23 protein-coding genes are annotated in these 24,510 nt (G+C 64.0%); 14 read left to right on the top strand and 9 right to left on the bottom strand.

Annotated features, from left to right (window positions below; all coding sequences use genetic code 11):
• The first annotated feature begins 66 nt into the window (after window positions 1-66).
• The 11 genes from PQR08_RS26090 (at window position 67) to PQR08_RS26040 (ending at window position 12,705) form a co-directional block, all read left to right on the top strand.
• Window positions 67-696 carry a TetR/AcrR family transcriptional regulator gene (locus tag PQR08_RS26090; protein WP_250487637.1) on the top strand — a complete coding sequence of 210 codons (630 nt, stop codon included), beginning with the start codon at window positions 67-69 and terminating at the stop codon, window positions 694-696.
• Between the two features lie 45 nt (window positions 697-741).
• On the top strand, window positions 742-1,653 hold the full coding sequence (locus PQR08_RS26085) for a LysR family transcriptional regulator (RefSeq protein ID WP_238213015.1): 912 nt from the start codon (window positions 742-744) through the stop codon (window positions 1,651-1,653).
• A 138-nt stretch (window positions 1,654-1,791) separates the two neighbouring features.
• On the top strand, window positions 1,792-3,912 hold the full coding sequence (locus tag PQR08_RS26080; RefSeq protein WP_250487638.1) for a 3-hydroxyacyl-CoA dehydrogenase NAD-binding domain-containing protein: 2,121 nt from the start codon (window positions 1,792-1,794) through the stop codon (window positions 3,910-3,912).
• Window positions 3,913-3,957: 45 nt separating this feature from the next.
• Window positions 3,958-5,139 (top strand): acetyl-CoA C-acyltransferase, encoded by a 1,182-nt coding sequence (locus PQR08_RS26075; protein ID WP_250487639.1) that lies wholly within the window; start codon window positions 3,958-3,960, stop codon window positions 5,137-5,139.
• 13 nt (window positions 5,140-5,152) lie between these two features.
• Window positions 5,153-6,361 carry an acyl-CoA dehydrogenase family protein gene (locus PQR08_RS26070; RefSeq protein ID WP_250487640.1) on the top strand — a complete coding sequence of 403 codons (1,209 nt, stop codon included), beginning with the start codon at window positions 5,153-5,155 and terminating at the stop codon, window positions 6,359-6,361.
• 10 nt (window positions 6,362-6,371) lie between these two features.
• A complete protein-coding gene (locus PQR08_RS26065; protein WP_250487641.1) occupies window positions 6,372-7,484 on the top strand; it encodes an acyl-CoA dehydrogenase family protein in 1,113 nt (370 codons plus the stop codon).
• A 4-nt stretch (window positions 7,485-7,488) separates the two neighbouring features.
• A complete protein-coding gene (locus PQR08_RS26060) occupies window positions 7,489-8,301 on the top strand; it encodes an oxepin-CoA hydrolase, alternative type (protein WP_250487642.1) in 813 nt (270 codons plus the stop codon).
• 38 nt (window positions 8,302-8,339) lie between these two features.
• A complete protein-coding gene (locus PQR08_RS26055; protein ID WP_250487643.1) occupies window positions 8,340-9,548 on the top strand; it encodes a CaiB/BaiF CoA transferase family protein in 1,209 nt (402 codons plus the stop codon).
• 20 nt (window positions 9,549-9,568) lie between these two features.
• A complete protein-coding gene (locus PQR08_RS26050; RefSeq protein ID WP_250487644.1) occupies window positions 9,569-10,555 on the top strand; it encodes an NAD(P)H-dependent flavin oxidoreductase in 987 nt (328 codons plus the stop codon).
• A 143-nt stretch (window positions 10,556-10,698) separates the two neighbouring features.
• Complete coding sequence (locus PQR08_RS26045; protein ID WP_187603234.1) at window positions 10,699-11,016, top strand: DUF485 domain-containing protein; 318 nt, start codon at window positions 10,699-10,701, stop codon at window positions 11,014-11,016.
• A gap of 3 nt (window positions 11,017-11,019) precedes the next feature.
• Window positions 11,020-12,705, top strand: coding sequence for a cation acetate symporter (locus PQR08_RS26040; RefSeq protein ID WP_250487645.1), 1,686 nt, complete (start codon window positions 11,020-11,022; stop codon window positions 12,703-12,705).
• A gap of 55 nt (window positions 12,706-12,760) precedes the next feature.
• On the opposite strand, the gene PQR08_RS26035 is transcribed toward PQR08_RS26040, so the two are convergent.
• The 6 genes from PQR08_RS26035 to PQR08_RS26010 all read right to left on the bottom strand — a co-directional run bounded on the left by PQR08_RS26035 (window position 12,761) and on the right by PQR08_RS26010 (window position 18,611).
• Window positions 12,761-13,708 carry a LysR family transcriptional regulator gene (locus tag PQR08_RS26035; RefSeq protein ID WP_250487646.1) on the bottom strand — a complete coding sequence of 316 codons (948 nt, stop codon included), beginning with the start codon at window positions 13,706-13,708 and terminating at the stop codon, window positions 12,761-12,763.
• Between the two features lie 72 nt (window positions 13,709-13,780).
• Window positions 13,781-15,031: an acyl-CoA dehydrogenase family protein gene (locus PQR08_RS26030; protein WP_250487647.1), complete on the bottom strand. Its 1,251-nt coding sequence runs from the start codon at window positions 15,029-15,031 to the stop codon at window positions 13,781-13,783.
• 24 nt (window positions 15,032-15,055) lie between these two features.
• The gene (locus tag PQR08_RS26025) at window positions 15,056-15,820 is read right to left on the bottom strand and encodes an SDR family oxidoreductase (protein ID WP_250487648.1); all 765 of its coding nucleotides are present in this window, start codon (window positions 15,818-15,820) and stop codon (window positions 15,056-15,058) included.
• A 53-nt stretch (window positions 15,821-15,873) separates the two neighbouring features.
• Window positions 15,874-16,902, bottom strand: coding sequence for a phosphotransferase (locus tag PQR08_RS26020; RefSeq protein WP_250487649.1), 1,029 nt, complete (start codon window positions 16,900-16,902; stop codon window positions 15,874-15,876).
• 39 nt (window positions 16,903-16,941) lie between these two features.
• Window positions 16,942-17,616 carry a histidine phosphatase family protein gene (locus PQR08_RS26015; RefSeq protein ID WP_250487650.1) on the bottom strand — a complete coding sequence of 225 codons (675 nt, stop codon included), beginning with the start codon at window positions 17,614-17,616 and terminating at the stop codon, window positions 16,942-16,944.
• Window positions 17,617-17,726: 110 nt separating this feature from the next.
• Complete coding sequence (locus PQR08_RS26010) at window positions 17,727-18,611, bottom strand: LysR family transcriptional regulator (protein WP_408162820.1); 885 nt, start codon at window positions 18,609-18,611, stop codon at window positions 17,727-17,729.
• Window positions 18,612-18,795: 184 nt separating this feature from the next.
• Here PQR08_RS26010 and PQR08_RS26005 point away from each other — a divergent pair, with 184 nt between their 5' ends.
• Entirely contained in the window at window positions 18,796-19,794 is a 999-nt protein-coding gene (locus tag PQR08_RS26005; protein ID WP_313761224.1) for an NAD(P)H-quinone oxidoreductase, read from the top strand.
• A gap of 27 nt (window positions 19,795-19,821) precedes the next feature.
• Here PQR08_RS26005 and PQR08_RS26000 read toward each other — a convergent pair whose 3' ends face one another.
• The gene (locus PQR08_RS26000; RefSeq protein WP_250487652.1) at window positions 19,822-20,763 is read right to left on the bottom strand and encodes a LysR substrate-binding domain-containing protein; all 942 of its coding nucleotides are present in this window, start codon (window positions 20,761-20,763) and stop codon (window positions 19,822-19,824) included.
• Between the two features lie 182 nt (window positions 20,764-20,945).
• Between PQR08_RS26000 and PQR08_RS25995 the strand changes: the two genes are divergently transcribed.
• Entirely contained in the window at window positions 20,946-22,184 is a 1,239-nt protein-coding gene (locus PQR08_RS25995; protein ID WP_250487653.1) for a CaiB/BaiF CoA transferase family protein, read from the top strand.
• Window positions 22,185-22,193: 9 nt separating this feature from the next.
• Here the strand turns inward: PQR08_RS25995 and PQR08_RS25990 are convergent, their stop codons facing one another.
• Both PQR08_RS25990 and PQR08_RS25985 read right to left on the bottom strand, forming a co-directional pair.
• Window positions 22,194-22,643 carry a MaoC family dehydratase gene (locus tag PQR08_RS25990; protein WP_250487654.1) on the bottom strand — a complete coding sequence of 150 codons (450 nt, stop codon included), beginning with the start codon at window positions 22,641-22,643 and terminating at the stop codon, window positions 22,194-22,196.
• 124 nt (window positions 22,644-22,767) lie between these two features.
• Window positions 22,768-23,463 carry a TetR/AcrR family transcriptional regulator gene (locus PQR08_RS25985; RefSeq protein ID WP_250487655.1) on the bottom strand — a complete coding sequence of 232 codons (696 nt, stop codon included), beginning with the start codon at window positions 23,461-23,463 and terminating at the stop codon, window positions 22,768-22,770.
• Window positions 23,464-23,745: 282 nt separating this feature from the next.
• Between PQR08_RS25985 and PQR08_RS25980 the strand changes: the two genes are divergently transcribed.
• Window positions 23,746-24,510 carry an enoyl-CoA hydratase/isomerase family protein gene (locus PQR08_RS25980; RefSeq protein ID WP_035498378.1) on the top strand — a complete coding sequence of 255 codons (765 nt, stop codon included), beginning with the start codon at window positions 23,746-23,748 and terminating at the stop codon, window positions 24,508-24,510.

Raw genomic sequence — 24,510 nt, 5'->3', positions numbered from 1 at the left:
GGTGATCGCCATTGTATTTTGTTAAGGGCGATATAATCGAGCGGAGAACGATGCGGAGCATGGACGATGGGCGTTTCGAAACAGCAGGCGGCGGAGAACCGCAAGGCGATCATCGCGGCGTCGGAGAAGCTGTTCCGTGAGCACGGGATCGACGGCGTCGGGCTGAGTGCGTTAATGAAGGCCGCGGGGTTCACTCAGGGCGGCTTCTACAACCACTTCGAATCGAAGGAAGCGCTGGCCGCCGCGGTCGTGGCGAACGCGATGGACAAGGCCAATCGCAACCTGAAGGAAGCCATCGACGCACCGATCGGGCGCGGCGGCAACCGCCTGAAGCGGCAGTTGGACTTTTACTTGTCCGGCTCGCATTGCGGCGACATCGAGCGGGGTTGCGCGGTGGCGGGACTGACCGCCGACGTGCGCCGCCTCGGCCCCGAAGCGCAGTCGCACTTCGCCAGCGGCTTCGAAACGATGATCGATACGCTGACCGCGCTCATCGCAGAACAGCGCGGCGTAGGCGCGGAACACGACGAAGCCCGCCGCGAAGCGCTCGCGTTCTATAGCGAGATGGTTGGCGCGCTGATCCTCTCGCGGGCGATCGGCGGCGCGAATCCGGCGCTCGGCGAGGAAATACTGGAGGCGAGCCGGCGGACGCTTCTCAGGAACTTTGCACTGGACGGGCGACGCGGCAAGCGCTGAAGCCGTGAAGCATCGGTCAGAGAATCAGACGACGGAACGTTTCTCATGGACCTGAACCTCATCGGCCTGTTCGTCGAGATCGTCGAATCGCGCAGCCTGAGCGACGCCGCGCGCAAGCTCGGCATGACGCGCGCGAACATCAGTCAGCGGCTCAAGCTGCTGGAGCGCGAAACCGGCGCGCAACTGCTGCGCCGCTCGACGCGCAACCTCGAACTCACGCAGGCCGGCCACACGCTCTACGACTGCGGGCGACGCATGCTGGAGGACCTCGGCGCGGCGCGCGCATCGATCGACAATCTCGGGCAGTCGCTGACCGGCCGTGTGCGCGTCAGCGTGCCGACGGGCTTCGGGAGAATGTTCATCGGAACGAAGCTGCTCGACTTCGCGCACACGCATCCGGGCATCACGCTGAACGTGACGTTCAACAACCGCATCGAGGATCTGATCGCGTCGGAAGTGGATGTCGCGTTGCGGATCACGAGGACGCCGCCGCTCGATTGCGTGGCGCGCAATATCTGCTCGTTCGACTGGAGCCTGTACGCGTCGGCGGACTACGTCGGCAAACATGGGCCGATCGAATCTCCGGCGGATCTCGAAAGGCTGGCGCTGGTCGCGGCGCCGCATCCGGACCGGCGGATCACGATGACGCTCACGCATCGGCAGGACGAAGCCGATGTCCACGCCATCACCATGCAGCCCGCGCTGCAGTCGTCCGACTTTCCGTTTCTTGCGGAGGCGGTATGTGCGGGCATGGGCGTGGGGCTTCTTCCGGCCTATGTGCCGTATGCGCCCGCGGGACGTGGACTGCTACGCATCCTGCCGCAATATCGTGTCGCGGGCCCGCTGAACACGCTTTATATCGTGACGCTTCCCAACCGCTTTCCTTCGCCGGCGACACAGGCGCTGATCGACTATCTGCGCACCGAAATCACGGCGCTCGCGCAGACCTGGGCCTGAGTTCAGGCTTCGCCTTCGATGGCCGCGCGGTCATCGATGTCAATTTTCAGTTAACAGTTCGTCAACTGCCACTTGGATTGTCAAGGCCAAGGCTGCATTCCACAATCGCCTCACACCAAATATACGGAGACAAGGGCGATGACCCCGGAAGTGTCTGCAGACGTCGTCACGCAGGAATTGCGCGGCCGCATCCTCGTCGTGACCATCGACAACCCGCCCGTCAACGCGCTCGGCGCGAACGTGCGATACGAACTGCAACTTGCGATCGAGGCCGCCGAAACGAATGCCGCCGTCGATGCCGTATTGCTGCTCGGCGCGGGGCGCAACTTTATTGCCGGCGCGGATATCCGCGAGTTCGGCAAAGCGCCGCTGCCGCCGTCGCTGCCCGATGTGTGCAACCAGATCGAAGCCTGCGGCAAGCCTGTCGTCGCGGCGATCCGGGGCGCGGCGCTTGGCGGCGGCCTCGAAATCGCGCTTGCGGCGCACTACCGTATCGCGCTCGCCGATGCAAAGCTGGGCCTGCCCGAAGTGGCGCTCGGCCTCCTGCCCGGCGCGGGTGGCACGCAGCGCGCGCCGCATCTGCTCGGCGCGAAAGCCGCACTCGATCTGATGTTGAGCGGCCGTCATTTGGGCGCGAAGGAAGCCCACGCAATCGGGCTCATCGATCGAATCGGCGAAGGCGACGATGTTCTGACCGAAGGCCTCGCCTATACGCGGGCATTGCTGACCGCGCGTGCACCGGCGCGCCGGACGCGCGACGCGAACGGTCTAGCCGATCATGTTGCGAGCCGCGCGGCCATCGACGTGGCGCGAGCCGAAACATCGAAGAAATCGCGCGGACTCTTTGCGCCGCTGAGGATTGTCGATGCCGTGCGCGCGGCGCTCGAATCGCCCTTCGACGAGGGCTTGCGCCACGAACGCCAGCTCTTCCTGCAATGTCTCGACAGCCCGCAGCGCGCGGGGCTGGTCCACGCCTTCTTCGCGGAGCGCGAGGTGCTGAAAGCGCCCGAAACGCGCGATGCCAAGCCGCGCGCGATCGCGAGCGTGGGCGTGGTGGGCGGCGGCACGATGGGCGCGGGCATCGCGGTGGCCGTGCTCGATGCGGGTCTGCCGGTCACGATGATCGAGCGTGACGACGCGGCGCTGGCGCGAGGCCGCGCGCATGTCGAGAAGGTCTACGAGGCACTGATTGCGAAGGGCCGCATGACACCCGAGACCAGGGCCGCCGTCCTCGCGCGCTTCAGCGGCAGCACATCGTACGATGCGCTGGGCGCGGCCGATCTCGTGATCGAAGCGGTGTTCGAAGACATGGCCGTCAAGCAGGCGGTGTTTGCCGAGCTCGACCGCGTCTGCAAGCCGGGCGCGGTGCTCGCGACCAACACCTCGTATCTCGACATCGATGAGATCGCCGCGAGCATTTCGCGCCCCGCGGATGTCGTGGGCCTGCACTTCTTCTCGCCGGCGAACGTCATGAAGCTGCTGGAAGTCGTGGTGCCCGCGCAGGTCAGCGCCGACGTCGTCGCCACTGCTTTCGAACTGGCGAAGAAGCTGCGCAAGGTGCCGGTGCGCGCGGGCGTGTGCGACGGCTTCATCGGCAATCGAGTGCTGGCCGTTTATCGCGCGGCCGCCGATCATATGATGGAAGACGGCGCGTCGCCCTACCAGATCGACCGCGTGCTGCGCGAGTTCGGTTTTCCGATGGGACCGTTCCAGGTGTCGGACCTCGCGGGCGGCGACATCGGCTGGGCCACGCGCAAGCGCCGCGCCGCCACGCGCGATCCGAAAGCGCGCTATGTTCAGATCGCCGATCGCATCTGCGAACGCGGCTGGTTCGGTCAGAAGACGGGACGCGGCTACTACCTGTATCCCGATGGCGCGCGCAGCGGCGTGCCCGATCCCGAAGTCGAGGCGATCATCGACGCCGAGCGCGAGCGCGCCGGCATCGCGCCGCGCGCTTTCACGGACGACGAGATCATCCGCCGCTACATGGCCGCGATGATCAACGAAGGCGCGAACGTCGTGCATGAAGGCATTGCGCTGCGTCCGCTCGACGTGGACGTGACGTTTCTATACGGCTACGGCTTCCCGCGTCATCGCGGCGGTCCGATGAAATATGCCGACAGCATCGGCCTGGCGAAGGTGCTCGCCGATATCCGCGAGTTCGCGAAAGAGGACCCGATCTTCTGGAAGCCGTCGCCGCTCATCGTCGAACTCGTCGAACAGGGCGAAACGCTTGCGAGCCTCAACCAGTCCGCATGATTCGTTCGGTATTTTATTTTTCTCATTGACTTAGGATTACTACGCATGCGAGAAGCCGTCATTGTTTCTACCGCGCGCACGCCGCTGACCAAGGCGCATCGCGGCGAGTTCAACATCACGCCCGGTCCCACGCTCGCGTCGTTCGCGGTGCGCGCCGCCGTGGAGCGTTCGGGCGTCGATCCGTCGATGATCGAGGACGCGATCCTCGGCTGTGGCTATCCGGAAGGCATCACCGGCCGCAATATCGCGCGCCAGACCGTGATCCGCGCGGGCCTGCCGCTGTCGATCGCGGGCACGACCATCACCCGCTTCTGCGCGTCCGGCTTGCAGGCGATCGCGATGGCGGCGGGCCGCATCGTCGTCGATGGCGCGCCGGCGATCATCGCGGGCGGCGTCGAAAGCATCTCGGGACTGCGCACCCGCGAGGACGGCGTGAGCGGCCTCGATCCGTGGATCGTCGAACACAAGCCCGAGGTCTATATGGCGATGATCGACACCGGCGATATCGTTGCGCGTCGCTATGGCATCAGCCGCGAAGCGCAGGATCGTTTCTCGGCGGAGAGCCAGCGGCGCACGGAGGAAGCTCAGCTTGCCGGGCGCCATGCCGACGAGATCGTGCCCGTCACGACGACGATGGCCGTCACCGACAAGGCAACGGGCGCCGTCAAATACCGCGAGGTGACCGTTTCCGGAGACACCTGCAACCGCCCCGGCACGACCTACGAAGCGCTCGCGAGTCTCGTTCCCGTCAAAGGCCCGGACAAGTTCGTCACGGCGGGCAACTCGTCGCAACTGTCCGACGGCGCATCCGCCTGCGTGATGATGGAAGCCAAAGCCGCCGAGCGCGCGAACCTCACCGCTCTAGGTGCATTCCGGGGCTTCGCGGTCGCGGGTTGCGAGCCGGACGAGATGGGTATCGGCCCCGTGCTCGCCGTGCCGAAGCTGCTTGCGCGTCACGGTCTCACGGTGGACGACATCGGCCTGTGGGAACTCAATGAAGCGTTCGCATCGCAGGCGCTCTGCTGCCAGCAGCGACTCGAAATCCCGTCGGAACGTCTCAACGTCGACGGCGGCGCGATTTCCATCGGTCATCCGTTCGGCATGACAGGTTCACGCCTCGCGGGACATGTGCTCATCGAAGGCCGCCGTCGCGGCGTGAAGTACGCCGTCGTCACGATGTGCATTGCCGGTGGCATGGGCGCCGCCGGGCTGTTCGAAATCTACTGAGAGACACGACGTCATGGATCTGAAATTCAACGCCGACGAGGAAGCCTTTCGCGCGCGCGTCGTGCGCTTCCTCGAGGAGAAGCTGCCGGCGCGGCTATCCGCAAAGGTACGCGGCGGTCTGCGCCTCACGCGCGCCGACATGGCCGAGTGGCACGCCATCCTGAACGAGCAGGGCTGGCTCGCGAACCACTGGCCCGAACAGTATGGCGGGCCGGGATGGAGCGCCGTGCAGAAGTTCATCTTCGAAAACGAATGCGCGCTCGCGGGCGCGCCGCGCATCGTGCCCTTCGGCGTGAACATGCTCGGGCCGGTGCTCATCAAGTACGGCAGCGAGGCGCAGAAGTCCTGCTGGCTGCCGCGCATCCTCGATGGCTCCGACTGGTGGTGCCAAGGCTATTCGGAACCGGGCTCGGGCTCCGATCTCGCGTCCGTGAAGACGAGCGCGGTGCGCGGCATCGATGCACAGGGCGAGCACTACATCGTCAACGGTCAGAAGACGTGGACCACGCTCGGCCAGCACGCGAACATGATCTTCTGCCTCGTGCGCACGGCAACCGACGTGCGCAAGCAGGAGGGCATCAGCTTCCTGCTCGTCGATATGAACAGTCCGGGCGTCGATGTGCGTCCGATCATCACGCTCGAAGGCGAGCATGAGATCAACGAAGTGTTCTTCACCGACGTGCGCGTGCCCGCAGCCAACCTGGTGGGCGAAGAGAACCGGGGCTGGACGGTCGCGAAATATCTGCTGACTTACGAACGCACGAACATCGCGGGCGTCGGGTTTTCGGTTGCGGCGCTGGCGCGCTTGCGGCGCATCGCCTCGAAGCTGAAGCGCCACGGCCGTCCGCTCGCCGACGATCCGCTCTTCGCGGCACGCATGGCGCGTGTGGAGATCGACCTCGCGAACATGAAGACGACCAACCTGCGCGTGATCGCCGCAGTGGCGGGCGGCGGCGTGCCCGGCGCGGAAAGCTCGATGCTCAAGATTCGCGGCACCGAGATCCGGCAGGAAATCTCGTCGCTGATGCGGCGCGCGATGGGTCCGTATGCGCAGCCGTTCATCGAGGAAGCGCTGCACGAAGGCTACGACGAAACGCCCGTCGGCCCGGAAGGCGCCGCGAGCGCCGCCGCGCTTTACTTCAACAACCGCAAGCTGTCGATTTTCGGCGGCTCCAACGAAATCCAGAAGAACATCATCTCCAAGATGATCCTGGGACTGTGAGGGGATCGCGATGAATTTTCAGCACACGGAAGACCGCCGCATGCTGGCGGATACGCTGAACCGTTTTGTCGCCGAGCAGTACGGCCTTGCGATGCGCGATGCGGGCTTCAATGCGGACATGTGGCGGCGCTTGGCCGATCTGGGCGTGGTCGGCGCGCTCTTCTCCGAGGCCGACGGCGGCTTCGGCGGCGATGGCTTCGATATCGCCGTCGTCTTCGAGAGCCTCGGGCGCGGCCTCGTGGTCGAACCTTTCTTGGGCGCGCTGGTGGCCGGCCATGCGCTCGCTCATGCGGGCAACGAAGCGCACAAGGCGCTCATCGCGGGCATGGTCGAGGGCCGCACCGTCGCGGCGCTCGCACATGACGAAGCCGACTCGCATTACGAACTGTCGCGCGTATCGACGCGTGCGACACGCAGTTCGAACGGCTGGGTGCTGACGGGCACGAAGGCCGTCGTACAGCAAGGCGAAGCGGCCGACTTCTTTCTCGTCTCCGCGCGAACGAGCGGGGCGAACGATGCCGAAGAGGGCATCTCGCTCTTCGTCGTCGCCCGTGACGCGGCGGGCGTCGAGCTGCGCGGCTATCCGAAGATCGATGGAGGGCGGGCCGCCGAGGTGCGGTTCAACGAAGTATGCATCGCCGATCACGCGTTGCTCGGCGAACCGGACGCGGGATTCGTGACGCTCGAACGCAGCATCGGCGCCGGCGTGCTTGCCTTGTGCGCGGAGGCGATCGGCGCGATGGATGTCGCGAAGGAATACACGCTCGACTATCTGCGCACGCGCAAGCAGTTCGGCGTGCCGATCGGCAGCTTTCAGGCGCTGCAACACCGCATGGCCGATCTGTTGCTGGAGATCGAGCAGGCTCGTTCGGCGGTCATCAACGCGGCCGCCGCTCTGGGCGCGAGTCGCATCGAGCGCGAGCGTGCGCTGTCGGCGGCGAAGTACACGATCGGGCGCATCGGCACGCGCGTGGCCGAAGAGTGCATCCAGATGCACGGCGGCATCGGCATGACCTGGGAGCTGCCGCTCGCGCACTACGCCAAGCGCCTTGTGATGATCGACCATCAACTCGGCGACGAAGATCACCATCTCGAACGTTTTATCACTCTCGGCAGGAGCTGAAGCCATGAACGAACCCATTCTTGCGCGTCGCGACGGCGCGGTGCAGGTGCTGTCCCTCAACAATCCGTCCGCGCGTAACGCGCTCATGGCGGAAGTGTACAAAGCGCTGCCGGCCGCGCTCGCCGAGGCAGAGCGCGATACGAGCGTCGGCGCGATCGTGCTGACGGGCGTGGGCGCCACTTTCTGCGCGGGCGGCGATCTGAATCGCCTCGCGCAACGGCGCGCGATGGCGCCATCCGAACGGCGCGCAGGCATCGAAAGTCTGCACGGCATGATCCGCGCGATCCGCGACTGCGGCAAGCCGGTGATCGCGGCCGTGGAAGGCGCGGCGGCCGGCGCGGGCCTGTCGATCGCGCTCGCGTGCGACCTGCTGGTCGCGGCGCGCAATGCGTCGTTCTCTGTGGCGTACGTGAAGGTCGGACTCTCGCCCGACGGCGGCGCGACCGCGTTTCTGTCCGACTTCGTCTCGCGGCAATTGCTGACCGAGCTATGCCTGACCGGCAAGCCCGTGACGGGCGAGCGCATGCAGGCGCTGGGCGTGGCGAATCGCCTCGCGGAGCCGGGCGACGCGCTCACGGAAGCGCTCGGCATCGCTCGCACGCTCGCCGCCGGTCCCGAGCGCGCGATCGGCAGGATCAAGGCGCTGTGCCGTCGCGCGGGCGAGAACACCGTCGATGCGCAACTGGATCTCGAAGCGCGTTACATGGTGGAGTCGCTCGGCGATGACGAAGCTGCCGAAGGCATCAATGCTTTCTTCGGCAAACGGCCCGCCGATTTCGCCGCCTTGCGTCTCGCCGCGGTCGCGCAATCCGACTAGACGACGCTTCGGCATCCTAATCTAATATGGAATTTGCCATGTCAAACATGCATTCTTCTTTACCGCTCGCCGGCGTTCGCGTGCTCGATCTGTCGCGCGTGCTCGCGGGGCCCTGGTGCGCGATGGTGCTCGGCGATCTCGGCGCCGAAGTCATCAAGGTCGAGCACCCGACGCGCGGCGACGATACGCGCGACTGGGGCCTGCGCGTCGGCGCGACGGAGACGACCTATTTCAACAGCGTCAATCGCAACAAGCGTTCGGTGTGCCTCGATCTGCAAACGGCGGAAGGTCAGCAGATCGCTCGGGATCTCGCGCAGCAAAGCGATGTCGTGCTGCAGAACTTCAAGTTCGGCGGCGCGGAAAAGCTTGGCCTCGGTTACGAGCAGCTCAAGGAAGGACGCGACGATCTCATCTATCTGTCCATCGCCGGATATGACCGCCACGGACCGGAAGCGGCGCGTCCCGGCTACGACATCGTCGTTCAGGGCGAGGCGGGATTGATGGCGATGAACGGCAACGCGGACCAGCCGCCGCTCAAGTTCGGCATCGCCGCGGTCGATCTGTTCACCGGGATGTATTCCGCGCAAGCGGTGCTCGCCGCGCTGTTCGAGCGTCAGAAGACCGGCAAGGGACGCCACATCGAGATGGCGCTTTTCGACTGCGGCCTGATGATCACCTCGTACTGCGGACTCGAGTCGATGAAGCTCGACGGCGACCCGCCGCGCTACGGCAATGCGCATCCGTCGATCGTGCCCTACGGCGTGTTCGATGCGCAGGACGGTCCGCTCGTGATCGCGGTGGGCACCAACCGCCAGTACGAGCGCTTCTGCCGCGAGGTGATCGAACGCCCGGATCTCGTCGATGACGACCGCTTCCGCACGAACCTCGTCCGTGCTGCTAACCGCGACATGCTCGTGCCCGAACTCAGGCGCGCGATCGGTACGCAAAAGCGGCAAGTGCTGTTGGAGCGCTTGGTGGGCGCGGGGATTCCATGCGGCGAAGTGCTCGGCCTTCACGAGGCGCTCACGTCGAAGCGCGCGGGAGAAGCCGGCCTCGTGACGACGTACAGCCATCCCGAAGCGGGCGAAACGCACGTGCTCGCGCCGCCGTATCGCTTCGACGGTGCGCGTCTGCCGGTGCGCAGCGCGCCGCCGCAACTCGGGGAAGGCACCCACGACGTTCTTCGGTCGCTGCTCGGGCTGTCCGAAGAACGACTCTCGCGACTGAAATCCGAAGGCATCGTATGAGCGTTCGGGAAGGACATATCATGACTCAGCCTGTTTTTTCGAACGCCGTCACCGAACTGTTCGGCACACGCCTGCCGATCGTCGCCGGCGGTCTCATGTGGCTCGCCGATGCGGACTATGTCGCCGCCGCGTCACGCGCCGGCATCATCGGCTTCATCACGGCGGCGAGCTTTCCCGAGCCGCAAGCGTTGCGCGACGAAATCCGCCGTTGCCGCGACCTGTGCGAAGGCGGCCCGTTCGGCGTCAACGTGTCGATGCTGCCGAAACTCGTCCCCGGCGAGAAGACGCGGGACGTCTTCGAACTCATCGTCGATGAAGGCGTTAAGTGCGTCGAAACCTCCGGTCGCAATCCGGAGGAATTCATGCCGCTTCTGAAAAGTGCCGGCGTAAAGGTGCTTCACAAGGTGCCTTCGGTACGGTTTGCGGTGAAAGCGGCCTCGGTGGGTGTCGATGCGGTCGCCATCGTCGGCGCCGAATGCGGCGGGCATCCGGGGCTCGACATGGTCGGGTCGTTCGTGAACGCCGCGTGGGCCGAGAGCCACCTCGAGATTCCTTACCTCATCGGCGGCGGCATCGGCCGTGGTTCGCAACTTGCCGCGGCGCTCGCGATGGGCGCGTCGGGCGTGGTCGTCGGCACGCGTTTCGCCGTGGCCGAGGAGATCTGGGCGCACGATGACTACAAGCGCCGTCTGGTGGAAGCCGGACCCACGGACACCGAGCTGTGCATGCACTCCGTGCGCAACACCGTGCGCTCGCTGCGCAACGAGACCACGGCCGCCGTGATGGAAATCGAGGCGCGCAACCCGAGCGTGACCATTCAGGATCTGATGCCATTCGTCGCCGGCAAGATCGGCCGCGACGCCTACGTCACCGGCGACTGGTCCAAGGGCTTGCTCTCCGCCGGGCAGTCGCTCGCTTTCGTCGACCGCATCGAACCGCTCGCCGACATCGTGAATCGCTTCGAGCGCGACATGCAGCAAGCGCTGGCGCGCGTGGCAATCGGCTGACCTGTGTTCATCGACGCCGCGTGGCCGTGCCGGCGTCGGGCATCGACTCAAAACAAGAGCTGCTCAAGGCAGCCGCTGAATACGTTGCAATCGAGGCCGTTCCGACACTCGAAACATCATCCTGAAACAGGAGGGAGACATCCATGCAGCAAATCCATATCGATCTGACGAAGGCAAGCCCCGCATACAGGCGGCTGGTCGCCTCGCGCCGGCGCTTCAGTTTCACGCTGACCGCGCTGATGATACTCACGTACTACGGCTTCATCCTGTTCGTCGCGCTGGCGCCGCACATGCTCGCGCATCCGCTGTATGCGGGCGCCACGACGAGCATGGGTATCGTCGCGGGCGTCGGCGTCATTCTCGTCGCCGTGGGCCTGACCGGCTGGTACGTGCTGCGTGCGAACCGCGCCTTCGATCCGTCGATGCGCGCGCTCATCTCCGCTGCCGCGCAAGGAGACTAACCCATGAAATCCGGTCGTTTTCTTCAGGGCGCGACGCTCGCCTCGATGTCCGCGCTCGCTCATGCTTCATCCATCGAAGGTCCCGTGCCGGATCATGTCGATCTGAATCCCGTCGCGATCGGCACGTTCCTGCTGTTCGTGCTCGTCACGCTCGGCATCACGCGCTGGGCCGCGCGCAGGACGCGCACGACGAAGGACTTCTACAGCGCGGGCGGCGGCATCACGGGCTTTCAGAACGGGCTCGCTATCGCCGGGGATTACATGTCCGCGGCTTCGTTCCTGGGCCTCTCCGGCATGGTGTTCGTGTTCGGTTTCGACGGTCTCATCTATTCGATCGGGTTTCTGGTGGGATGGCCGTTCGTGATGTTTCTGCTCGCCGAGCCCTTGCGCAACCTCGGCAAATTCACGTTCGTCGACGTCGTCGCGTATCGCTTCGAACAGGCACCGATCCGCCTGCTGACTGCCAGCACCTCGCTCGTCGTCGTGATCTTCTATCTGGTCGTGCAGATGGTCGGCGCGGGAAAGCTGATCCAGTTGCTCTTCGGCTTGCCCTACTGGATGGCCGAAGTCATCGTCGGCGCGCTGATGGTGGTCTATGTGTTCTTCGGCGGCATGACGGCCACCACGTGGGTGCAGATCATCAAGGCCGTCCTCCTGCTGGGCGGAGCGACGTTCATGGCCGTCATCTCTCTCGCCCAGTTCGGCTTCAGTCCGGAGGAGATGTTCCGGCGCGCCGTCGAGATTCATCCGGGCGAAGCGAGCATCATGGGCCCCGGCAAGCTGCTGAAGGACCCGCTCAACGCGCTTTCGCTCGGCATTGCATTAATGTTCGGCACCGCGGGATTTCCGCATATCCTGATGCGCTTCTTCACCGTGCCCAGTGCGAAAGAAGCACGCAAGTCCGTGTTCGTCGCAACCGGGTTCATCGGATACTTTTATCTGCTGACCTTCATCATCGGCTTCTCCGCGATCACCTTGCTCGCGCAACATCCGGAGTTCTTCAAGACGGCCGTGGACGGGCATTTCAACCTCACGCGCGATCTGCTCGGCGGCTCGAACATGGTCGCGGTCAAGCTGGCGCAGGCCGTGGGCGGCAATCTGTTCTACGGCTTCATCGCCGCCGTCACCTTCGCGACGATCCTCGCGGTCGTCGCGGGCCTCACGCTCTCCGGAGCGACCACGGTATCGCATGATCTCTATGCCTGCTGGCTCGCGCGCGGCAAAGGCAGCGAAGCGCAGGAGATGCGCATCTCACGCATCTCGACGCTTATGCTCAGCATCGTGGCGATCGGGCTCGGGATTCTCTTCGAACATGTGAACGTGGCGTTCCTGGTCGGCCTGGTCGCTGCTGTTGCGGCGAGCGCGAACTTCCCGGTGCTCGTGTCATCGATATTCTGGCGCGGCATGACGACGCGCGGCGCGGTTGTGGGCGGCGGTCTCGGACTCGTCTGCGCGGTGCTGCTGACGCTGTTCTCGAAGTCCGTATGGGTCGATGTGCTGCATCAGGCGCACGCACCGGTGGCGCTCGACAATCCGGCGCTGATCTCGGTGCCGCTCGCGTTCGCGGGCATCTGGCTCTTTTCGATACTGGATCGCGGCGCGCGTGCGCAGCGCGAACGCGAGGCCTTCGCGCTGCAGGAGTTTTATTCGCAGACGGGCATTCTGGCGCTGAAGGCAGCCGAGCATTGAGCGCGATGAACGTTGCCTGCCGAACGCTACAAACGCTCGCCCGAAGGACGAAGTTCTACGCCGGGGCCTTGCCGGCCCGGCGCTTGCGCTTCGGCACATCGAGAGTCGCCGCCGGGCCGCTCAGAATATCGATTATCTTTTCGCCAAGCCAGATGCTGGCCTGATCCTGTTCGCTGCTGCGATGCCGGTACAGGTGCCATTCCTGCCTCGGAAGCTGGAAGGGCAATTCGAGAATCCGCGCGTCGTGGCGTTGCAGCAGTTGCATGGGAGCACTCAGCGCGAGGTCGGTGCGCAAGGCCACGAGCGGTGCAACCATGTAATGCTGCACGCGCATTTGTATCCTTCGCTCCTTGCCGAGCTTCCTCAGCTCCGCATCCACCAGACCGCTGCCCTGACGGCGGCTCGATACCTGGATATGGCCTAACGCCAGGTAGTCGTCGATGCTCAAGACGTCGCCCCTGAACGGATGGTCATGCCGCACCATGCAGGCATAGCGGTCGCTACCGAGCGACGCCTGACGCAATTGCGGGTCGTTAATGAGCGGTACGTCGATTGCGAAGTCGATCCTGCGCGTCGCGAGTGCGGAGGACACCTCGCTGCGCGGCGTGAAGTAGCTCTCGATGCTCATGCTGGGAGCCTGTTGCTGAAGCACTTCGCCGAGCAAGGGCAACAGAACCGCTTCCGTCAGATCGGGCATGCTCAGGCGAAACGTGCGCCTGGATGTGCCCGGCACGAAGACGTCGCCTTCGGACGCGCTCGCCTCCAGCAGTTGCAGCGCCTCGCGCACGCGGCCGATGATGTTTTCGGTGAGCGGCGTGGGCACCATGCCGGATGGCGTGCTCACGAAGAGCGGATCATCGAAGGCCTTGCGCATGCGCGCAAGCGCATTGCTGACCGCGGGCTGAGTGATGTATAGCGCCTCCGCCACGCGAGTCAGATTGCGCTTCTCATAGATCGACTCGAATACGACGAACAGGTTCAGATCCAGCTTCGGCAAACGCATCTTGCAGTCTCCGTTTGCACGACATCATAAGCGAGAGGCGCCGGAGATGCGTTCGCCAGAATTCTCGACGCTTCAGTTTCGCGGCGGAATGTTCAGGTACGCTGCCGTCGCGCCGAGCCTTTGCTCGCCATGCGCGATTTCCATGCGCGCAATGGCTTGCAAATGGACCTCATCGGGGCCGTCCGCGTAACGCAATGCGCGGGCCCAGGTCCAGTGGTCGGCGAGCGGCGTGTCCGGGCTCAGACCCATCGCGCCGAAGACCTGCATCGCACGGTCGCATACCGTCGAATAAACCTGCGGCACAAGTGCCTTGATCATGGAAATCTCTTTGCGTGCTGCTTTCGCGCCGACTTCGTCGAGGAGCCACGCCGCCTTCAGCACGAACAGGCGAGCCTGATCGATTTCGATTCGCGATTTCGCAATCCATTCGCCGACCGTGCCGTGCTGATGAAGGAACTTGCCGAACGCCTTGCGTTGCACGGCGCGCTCGACCATCAATTCGAGCGCAAGCTCGGCCGCGCCGATGGAGCGCATGCAATGGTGAATACGGCCCGGCCCGAGCCTCGCCTGGGCGAGCGCGAAACCGCCGCCTTCTTCGCCGAGCAGATTCGACGCCGGCACGCGGACGTTCGCGAACACGATCTCGCAATGCCCTTCCGGAGAAACGTGATTCATCACCGTGATGTTGCGCACGATGCTCACGCCGGTCGTGCCCGCCGGCACGAGAATCATGCTCTGCTGACGATGACTTTCCGCGTCCGGATCGGTCTTGCCCATGACGATGAAAAGCTTGCAGTTCGGATGGGCGGCGTTCGTGATGAACCACTTGCGCCCATTGATCACGTAGTCGTCGCCATCGCGCCGGATGGAAGTCGTGATGTTCGTCGCGTCGGAGGACGACACGTCCGGCTCGGTCATCGCGAACGCCGAACGGATTTGCCCATGCAGTAGCGGTTCGAGCCAGGCCTTGCGCTGCGCGGGCGTGGCGAACATATGAAGCAGTTCCATGTTGCCGGTATCGGGCGCGCTGCAGTTGAAGACTTCGGAGGCCCACGAGACGCGGCCCATCAGCTCGGCGAGCGGGGCGTATTCGAGGTTCGTGAGGCGAGTGCCTGGCTTGCCGTCCTCGAGATGCGGCAGGAAGAGATTCCACAGGCCTTCGGCCTTCGCCGTGGCTTTGAGGTCTTCCATGAACGAGACAGGGTATTGGCCCGCGTGCACTTCTTCGAGCCACTGTCGCTGGCGCGGCACGATATGTTCGTCCATGAAACCGCGCACGCGGCGCAGCAGGTCTTCGACTTTGGGGCTATTGGCAAAATTCATGATGAGTTCCTTCTGTGCGGTTGACTAGATCGTCAGCCCGCCATCGACGACGATACATTCGCCATTCGTATAGCTGGCCGCGTCGGACACGAGATAAAGAACGGTCCCGGCCATTTCCTGCGGCTCGCCGTGACGGTGCAGCGGGATCTCGTTGATGAGGCGGTCGTAAATTTCTTGATTTTCGAACAGCGCGCCGGCGAATTTCGTCTTCGTGATACCGGGCAGCAATGCATTGACGCGAATGCCCAGCGGTCCGCATTCCCTGGCAAATGCCCTTGTCATGTGAGCCACTGCGGCCTTCGAGATGGAGTAGATCCCCTGCATGTCGCCGGGCTGCAGCGCGTTGACCGAGGCGACATTGACAATGGCGCCGCGACCCTGGCTCTTCATGAGCTTTCCGGCTTCGACCGACATGAAGAAATACCCGCGGATATTGACCTCGACAGTCTTGTTGTAGGCGGCGAGATCGGTATCCAGGATGTGGCCGAAATAGGGATTCGTTGCCGCGTTGTTGATGAGTATGTCGAGCCGGCCATGCTGTTCGCGGATATGAGCGAACGTCGCGGCGATGTCCTCCATGCGGCCGACGTGGCAGGCGAGTGACTCGGCGCTGCCGCCGGTCGCGCGGATGCTTGCCGCGACCGTTTCGCAGTCGTCGAGCTTGCGGCTCGACACGATCACATGGGCGCCCTGTTCGGCGAGGAGCCTTGCGATGGCTTCGCCGATGCCGCGGCTTGCGCCTGTCACGAGGGCGATCCGGCCCGTGAGGTCAAAGAGGTTCGTGCTCAATTTTGTATCCTTGGTTCGGGTTGAATGGCATCGCGCGTCATGCACGTTGTGCTTCAGGCGATCAGCTCCATGGCGAGACTGGCGAGCGGCTCGACCATCCCGCCCACCTCGGATGCGCGGGCGTTCGAAGCGTTGCCCTGCAGAGCGCGCGACTTGACACCCTGGGCAATCGACGCGAGGCGGAAGAAGCTGAACGCCAGATAGAAGTGCCAGTTGTCGATACCGGGCAGGCCACGAAGTTCGCAGTACTGCGCAACCATCTGCTCTTCCTCGGGGATCCCGAGCGCCGAGCGGTCGTGGTCGCGCAGTCCCGTGATATCTCCCGTCGACGGCAGGCGCAGGCACATGGAGAAATACGCGAGGTCCGCAAGCGGATTGCCGAGCGTCGACAATTCCCAATCGAGCACGGCGCGCACGCGAGGCGCATCGCTGGCGAAGATGAGGTTGTCGATTCGAAAGTCGCCGTGCACGAGCGAGGGACGTTGCGTATCGGCGGGGCAATGTGCGGGAAGCCACGCGATCAGCGCTTCCATCGGCCCGATTCGTTCTGTTTCGGCGGCGCGGTATTGCCGCGTCCAGAGCTCGATCTGACGCTGGAAGTAGTTTCCGGGACGTCCGTAGTCGGAGAGACCCACTGCATCGACGTCGACGTCGTGAAGCGTCGCGAGTGTCGCGACAATCGACTCGTAATAGTCGCGGCGCGCGTCGCGGTCGATCTCCGGCAGGGCGGGGTTCCAGAATATGCGGCCTTCTTCGTAGCTCATCAGATAGAACATGCTGCCGATGACTTCGCGGTCTTCGCACAAGTGCCATGCATGCGCGACGGGCACAGGGGTCTCGCCGAGCGCGCTCAGCACGCGGAATTCGCGGTCGATGGCATGCGCGGACTTGAGTAACTGCCCCGGCGGCTGACGTCGCAGGACGAAGCGGCCGCCTGGCGTATCGAGCAGGAATGTCGGGTTGGACTGGCCGCCTGCGAACTTCGTCGCTGTCACGGGCCCCTGAAAACCGGGAACGTGGGGCTGCAGATAACGGACGAGCCGGTCTACGTCGAGAGCGGGTTGGGTCGATTCGCTGGTCATAGGTTTTTGTGCCTGACTCATGGGACTTGAGGACGCGATTCAACCGTAGGTCTGAAACGCATGGCGTTGCAGGCTGTCGAGATGTGCGACGACATTGAAGCTCGACAACTGAAAAGTTTCGCGGTTGAAAAAGCAATGAGTGACGCTGCTGTTGCGGATCTGCATGTTGAGCGCGATGGCCGTCGATGCCGGCGCTTGCAACGCCTGCTGCATCAACGCTCCGATCACGCCGCCCGAGGTGACGGCCAGGACGCGCTGCCCGCCGCCTTGCTGAATGGCCGAGCGCGCAGCGGCGACACGCTGCTGGAATGCGCTCCACGTTTCGGGCACGCGGTCGTCGAGTTCGCCTTCGGCCCACCATTGCAGCACCTGGCGCAGGGCCTTGAAGAACTCGCGCGGATCGCTGGCCGCGGATTCGACAAGGTGGCGATGTTCAGCGCCCGTCGCGCGAAACAGCGCGTGGAAATCGTACTCGTCGAGTCCAGGAAGAATTTCGCATTCGACGGGCAGATCAGGCAGCGTGCGACGGATCGCATCGAGAGTCTGCGCATGGCGCTGCAGCGTGCCTGTCACTACGCGATCGAATTGCAGATCGTTCTGCGCGAAATGCTCGGCGAGCCACACGCATTGCTGCTCGCCCTTTTGTGAAAGCCGGTCGTAGTGCTCGGAGCCAAGCGACGCTTGCCCGTGTCGCACAAGGTAGAGTTCCGCCATCGCAATCTTTGCCCGTGGAGAAGGTAGGGCCAGCGTAGCGAGGCTGGAGGCATTGATGAAGTTTATTTTATTGATGCATCGTCATTCATGTTCGTGATGCGCCGGCGTGATCATGCCGAGTGGGTTCGATGATCTGCGAACGCTGAGACGATGCCGTCGATCATTGCCGCGATGCGCGCGGTATGTCGAAGGTCCTGGTGCGTGACAAGCCAGATTTCATAGACCGCTCCGCGTGCGGGCGAAGGCCCTATCTGCACGAGGCCGTCGTGTTCGGCGAGATGTATCGGAAGCTCGCCGATGCCGATGCCGGCCTTTACCGCGGTGCGCAGCATGAGGCTTGAATTGAAGGTCGATACGATGCGCCCCGCATGGTTCGGTTCGCCCGCAAGCGCCGGTGATCGGTTATTGGTCCAGCTTCCCTGATAGACGACAAGATCGTGGCCCGCGAAACCCGTGCCGGCGGCAGGCTTGCCATGCCGCTCCAGATAAGTATTCGATGCGAAGAGCGCCATCGGCCAGCGCGCAAGGCGACGCGCGACGAGATCGGGATTCTCCGGCCTCACTGAACGCACCGCGATATCCGCCTCGCGCTTTGCGAGATTCAGCATGCGTGTCGACGTGTCCAGCAGAACGCGCACTTCGGGATGCGCAGCGTGCAGGCGTTCGATAGCGGGAAGCAGGAATTCGAGCGCGATCGAGTCGGTGCTGGTGACTCTTACATCGCCCGCGGGCCGCGTATCCGTGCCTTGAGTCCGCCTGACGAGTTCGTGTGCGGAGTGCTCCATCTTCTCCGCCGATCTCAGCGCGGCTTCGCCGGCGGCGGTCAACGCGTAACCGTCGGATGTGCGCAGGAAGAGCGTTGCGTGTAGTGCGTGCTCTAGTGCCGCGATCCGTCTGCCGACCGTCGCCTGATCGAGATTGAGCGTCCTGGCCGCTCCACGAAGCGTTTTTTCGCGCTCCACCGCGAGAAATACCCGCGCGTCATCCCAGTTCATGGTGCCTCCCTCCTGATGCAAATTTGCATCTGCCAATCTGAATATTGCTGCATGTATTCATCAAGGTCGAGGCCTAAACTGAACTCAGGAGTTCCTCGTTCAATGATCCGCCCGGATCGATCAAGCCTCATTTTCCGAAGGAGTGTGGTCCATGTCTGCTTCAACTTATCGTGTGCCGTCGTCCATGACGGCGATTGAAATCAAACAGCCCGGCGGTCCCGAAGTTCTGGTGCCGACAACGCGCCCGATCCCGATGCCGGCCGGCGATCAGGTTCTGATCCGCATCCACGCGGCTGCCGTGAACGGCCCGGACGTTTTCCAGCGCAAAGGGCTGTATGACCCGCCCCCCGGCGCTTCGGACATTCCGGGGCTGGAAGTGGCGGGTCAAGTGGTAGCTGTGGGTTCCGAGGTGTCGAGCTTCCGGATCGGAGAACTGGTGTGCGCATTGATTCCCGGCGGCGGCTACGCGGAGTATGCAGTCGCGCACGCCTGCAACACGATGCATATCCCCAAGGGCCTGACGCTGGTGGAAGCGGGGGCCATGCCCGAAACGTTCATGACGGTATGGCTGAACCTGTTCCAGCGCGGCAAGCTGCTTGCCGGCGAATCGGTGTTGATCCACGGCGGGGCGTCGGGTATCGGAACCACGGCGACCATGCTGGCGAAAGCACTCGGCGCTGCCAAAATCATCACGACGATCGGCTCGCAGGCGCATCGAGAGGCGAGCCTGACTCTAGGCGCCGATGTCGCGATCGATTACCGCGAGGAAGATTTCGTCGCCGCAACGAAACGGGCTACCGATGGAAGAGGCGTCGACGTGATCCTCGACATCATTGCCGGCGACTACGTGGCGAGAAACTTCGACGCCGCTGCCATGGACGGACGGATCCTGCAGGTGGGCGTGATCAAGGGCCCGGCGAAGGACCTGAACGTCGTGCCGATGATGACGAAGCGTCTGACGCATATGGGCTCGACATTGCGATCCCGCACACCCGAGGACAAGGCGACCATCATCAGCGAACTGGAGCGGCACGTATGGCCGCATATCGAGAGCGGCACGATCAAGCCGGTCGTCTACAAGACGTTCGCGCTTGCCGACGCTCGCGGTGCTCACGAACTGATCGATTCCGGTACGCACTTCGGGAAGATCGTCCTCACGACGGGCGCCGATCTCATCGGCTAATAAAGCCGGTGCGGGTGCGCGGCAGTGTCAGGTATCGCGACTCGCTGCCGTCTGCGTTTTTCTGCGCCCGGTCGTTTCCCCATGCCGCGCCGCTTCCCGCGCGATCCATTCGCGAAAGGCGAGCAGCGCGGGATTGTGGGACTTGCTTTCGGGAACGATGAGGTAGTACGAGCGACCGCTCGGCATTTCATGTGCGGCGATTTGCACGAGCAGGCCGCGACGCAACTCGTCTTCGATGATCAGACGGGGAATGAGCGCGATGCCCATGCCGTGAACAGCCGCCTCCGTAAGCATGGAGAAGAGCTCGAAGCGCGGTCCCGTCATGTCGCCATCGACCGACATGCCGCGCGAGGCGAACCATTCGCGCCACGCATACGGACGCGTGCTCTGTTGCAGTAGGGTATGGCGTCGCCAGTCGGCGGTCGTCAGCTTCTTGCGCGGCGCGATGAGATGCGGACTGCACACCGCGATCAGCGTCTCCTGCATGAGCCACTCGCCCTCCGTTCCCGGCCACGGCGCGACGCCCGGATGGATCGCCGCATCGAACTCCGTTTCGGCGAAAAGAAACGGCCGTGTGCGCGAAGCGAGATTGATCGTGATGTCCGGATGCTCGTCGACGAACCCCGGCAACCGGGGCAGGAGCCACTTCGTCGCGAACGTCGGCACGACCGCGAGTTCGAGCGCGCCGCCGTGGCCTCGTTTGGCCATCAACTCCAGCGTGTCGCGCTCGGCTTCATCGAGCAGCGCCGTCACCTTGCGACTATAGGCCAGCCCCGCCTCCGTCAGCGCGATGCCGCGCCGGTCCCGGCGAAAGAGCCTGAGTCCGAGGAAGTCCTCGAGCGAAGCGATTTGCCGGCATATCGCGCTTTGCGTCACCGCGAGTTCGTCGGCGGCCTTGGTGAAGCTCTGATGGCGCGCCGCCGTCTCGAACGCGGAGAGCGCAGCGGTGGAAGGGATCTTTCGACGCATGATGAAGGCTCGACAGGGTGTTCGTTCAATTGTGCGATCTTCGCACAGGTCCATGAGAACAAGTCGGTTGTGGTGCGCACGCGATCCCTTTAAATTGCAGACAGGACTTCCGATCGGCTCAATGTGGCGTGCGATTTCCGCACAGATCGGAAGCGCGATCCGATGACACTCCACATGACCCCATGAATCCATCCTTGCAGGAAGGCGCGCTCTCAGGCTTGCGCGTTCTCGATCTTTCCCGCGTGCTCGCCGGTCCCTGGGCCGGTCAGCTGCTCGCGGATCTCGGCGCGGACGTGATCAAGGTAGAGCGTCCGCAAAGCGGCGACGATACGCGCGCCTGGGGACCCCCCTGGCTTGCCGACGCCGATGGAGAGCCGACGGGCGAATCGGCGTACTATCTCGCCGCGAATCGCAACAAGCGCTCCGTGACGGTCGATCTCGGCCGGCCAGAGGGGCAAGCGCTGATCCGCCGGCTGGCCGACAAGGCCGACGTGCTCATCGAGAACTTCAAGGTCGGCGGCCTCGCCCAATACGGGCTGGATTACGCGAGCCTCAGCGAGGTGAATCCGCGCCTCGTCTATTGCTCGATCACGGGCTTCGGACAGACCGGCCCCTATGCCGCGCGGGCGGGCTACGACTTCCTGATGCAGGGTATGGGCGGGCTGATGAGCCTCACTGGCCGCGCCGATGGCACCGCCGGAGAAGGGCCGCTGAAAGTGGGCGTCGCGCTCACGGACATCATGACCGGTCTTTACGCGACCGTGGCGATCCAGGCGGCGTTGGCGCATCGCGCACGCACGGGCAAGGGGCAGCACATCGACCTCGCATTGCTGGACGTGCAGATCGCGTGCCTCGCGAATCAGGCTTCGAATTATCTGATCGGCGGCGTGGTGCCGGAGCGCATGGGCAACGCGCATCCGAGTATCGTGCCGTATCAGGATTTCCCCACCGCCGACGGTTACATGATCATCGCGGTCGGCAACGACGGCCAGTTCGCCCGATGCTGCGAAGCGCTGGGCAGACCCGAGTGGAGCCGCGACGATCGCTTTGCGCGCAATCCGCAGCGCGTCGCGCACCGTGACACGTTGATCGTGCTGATGCGTGACATCACGCCGAAGCGCACGACGAGCGAGTGGATCGGCATCATGGAGGCGGCGGGTGTGCCGTGCGGGCCGGTCAACAGCATCGACAAGGTATTCGCGGACGCGCATGTGCAATCGCGCGAGATGCGCATCGAGATGGCGCATCCGTTATCGGAGACGGTGCCGCTGGTCGCGAATCCGATCCGCCTGTCCGAATCGCCCGTGCAATACCGCCACGTTCCGCCGACGCTCGGCGCGCATACCGACGAGGTCCTCGACGCCTGGCTGGCCATGTCCGGTGCGGAGGTCCAAACGCTTCGCCGCAACGGGGTCATCTAGACCGCTGGATCAGGCATCGCGCGCCGTCACGAGCAGTTTCGATACGAGGCGCTGCACGACTTCGCCGGAGTCGTCCATCGTTTCGGACATCACGGTCGCGATGCCTTGAGATGGCTTCGATCTCGATCGCTGCACGTCCTGCACGGTGCTCACGACCCGAAGCACATCGCCGGGACGCACCGGCCTGACCCATGCAAGCTCCACGCTCATGCCGACGATGCCGCCCGCGAGCGGCAATCCGCCCGATACGAGCAGACGCATCGTGAGCGCCGCGGTATGCCAGCCACTCGCGGCGAGACCACGAAACACCGACGCCTTCGCGGCGGTTTCGTCGAGATGGAATGGCTGTGGATCGAATTCCGATGCGAAGCGGCGAATGTCTCCCTCGCTCACCAGGAACTCCGGCGATTCGAACTGCATGCCCGCTTTCAGGTCGTCCAGATAAAGAGGTTCGGTCATCGCGTGTGCTCCGGATTGCGCAGCGGGCGGCGTGCTTCTTGTCAAATCGCGCTCACGATCATAATATGCGCATATCAACATATGGGCAAGACGCAGTGCGCGATGCGGACGAGGGTGCGCCGCGTCACGCTTTCGGGGCTGCGGCGCGGGTGTCGCCGTTCATCGCGGGAAGCTGATCGAGCATGTTTTCGAGGTGCGTGGGGCCCGCCGCGACCGCGCTCAGGAACATGCCGATCGAGAAGTGAATCATGTGATCTATCTCCACCGGACGATCGGAGCGCGGCACGCGATCGGAAAGAATGAGCGTGGCGAGTCCGTGTTCGATGCTCCACGCCGCGTGCGTGACGAGCGTCAGCGTGCTCTCGGGCCAGCCGTTTTCGAGCGCGGCCCGCTCGACCGAGGATGCGAACAGCCTGAACGAAATCGAGCCTTCCTCCGTGAGTTCGGGATGCAAGTCGCGCGCGACGATGCGCGGTCCGACCATCAGATCGAACAATCCCTTGTGGCTCTGCGCGAATTCGACATACACGCGCAGCATGCGATACGCGACGGTCATCGCGGTATCGTCGGTGCCGAGGATTGCGCGACGCATGGCGGCGAGATCCCGCCAGCCGTCGGCCGCGATCGCGGCGAGCAATCCGTCCTTGCCGGCGAAGTGCCGGGACGGCGCCGCTTCCGAAACGCCGACCGCGCGGGCGAGGTAGCGCAGGCTCAACTCATGCGCGCCGACATCCTCGAGCGCACGCCGGCCTTCGGCGATCAGGGCTTCACGCAGGTTTCCGTGGTGGTAGGGCACATCGGCGGATGGTTTCGGGCTCACGATTCGGCGGCATCTCGGTTAGAGGTGGGAAGGAATTATAGGTGCGCGGCTTCGCTGGCGGCAACGTGCGGCAGGCGCGCGGGAATCGCGGGATTACCCTGATTTTCTTTAAAGTTAACACTGTTATCATCAATTCCAGTTCGAGCCGGTTAACGCGGATGCGGCGCCAGTTCATCGGATGTCGCGCTTATCGGCGAGGCGATCATTCGTAATCCTATTGGAAATTGGGATCGTTTATTTCGTTCGTCTGACGTGAAGTCGGACTCACATGCAGGAAGCCAAATGAGCACGGTCGTGTTTGAAAAGGACGGTATGGTCGGCGTCGTCACGATGTCGAAGCCACCTCACAATCTGATCGAGGATGCATTCCTCAAGGATCTGCTCGCTGCCTACGGCAAGGCGGTCGAGTCGGGATGCCGGTCGATCCTCTTGCGCAGCGGCATGCGCCATTTTTGCGCCGGCGCGGACGTCGCGGGCTTCGCCAACGGCGGCCGTCGGCGCGATCAGGCCAGCCTCGACGCGTTGCTCGATGCACTCGAGAACGTGCCGCTTCCTTCCGTTGCCGCGGTTCATGGCGGCGCGCTCGGCGGCGGCTTCGAGCTCGCGCTGACTTGCGACATGATCGTCGCAGCGGATACCGCGTTCTTCGGCATGGCCGAAGCCTCGCTCGGCCTGCTGCCGCTCCTGGGCGGCGTGCAGCGAGTCGTGCAGCGCGTCGGTCCAGCGCGCGCGAAGGAAATGGCGATGTTCGGACGCCGCCACGATCCCGCGGCGCTCGAACGTTGGGGCGTGGTCAATCTCGTCGCGGCGGAAGCGGAGCTGGCGGCCGTATCGATGTCGTGGGCGCGGCAACTGGCTTGCGGCCCCACGGTCGCGTTGCGCGGCATCAAGACGCTGGCGAATCTGTCGGCGCGGCACGGCATCGCGGGCGCGGATGCGCAGCAGACCGACGTGAACAACATGATGTGGGCGAGCGCGGATCAAAAGCGCGGACTCGCCGCGTTTGCCAAAACCGGCCCCGGTTCGGCCGTCTTCGAGGGGAACTGA

The organism is Caballeronia jiangsuensis (assembly GCF_046030135.1).
Taxonomy (GTDB): Bacteria; Pseudomonadota; Gammaproteobacteria; order Burkholderiales; family Burkholderiaceae; genus Caballeronia; species Caballeronia jiangsuensis.
Note: the sequence above shows the minus strand (reverse complement) of the source record. Positions and strands in the feature narration are given on the sequence as shown.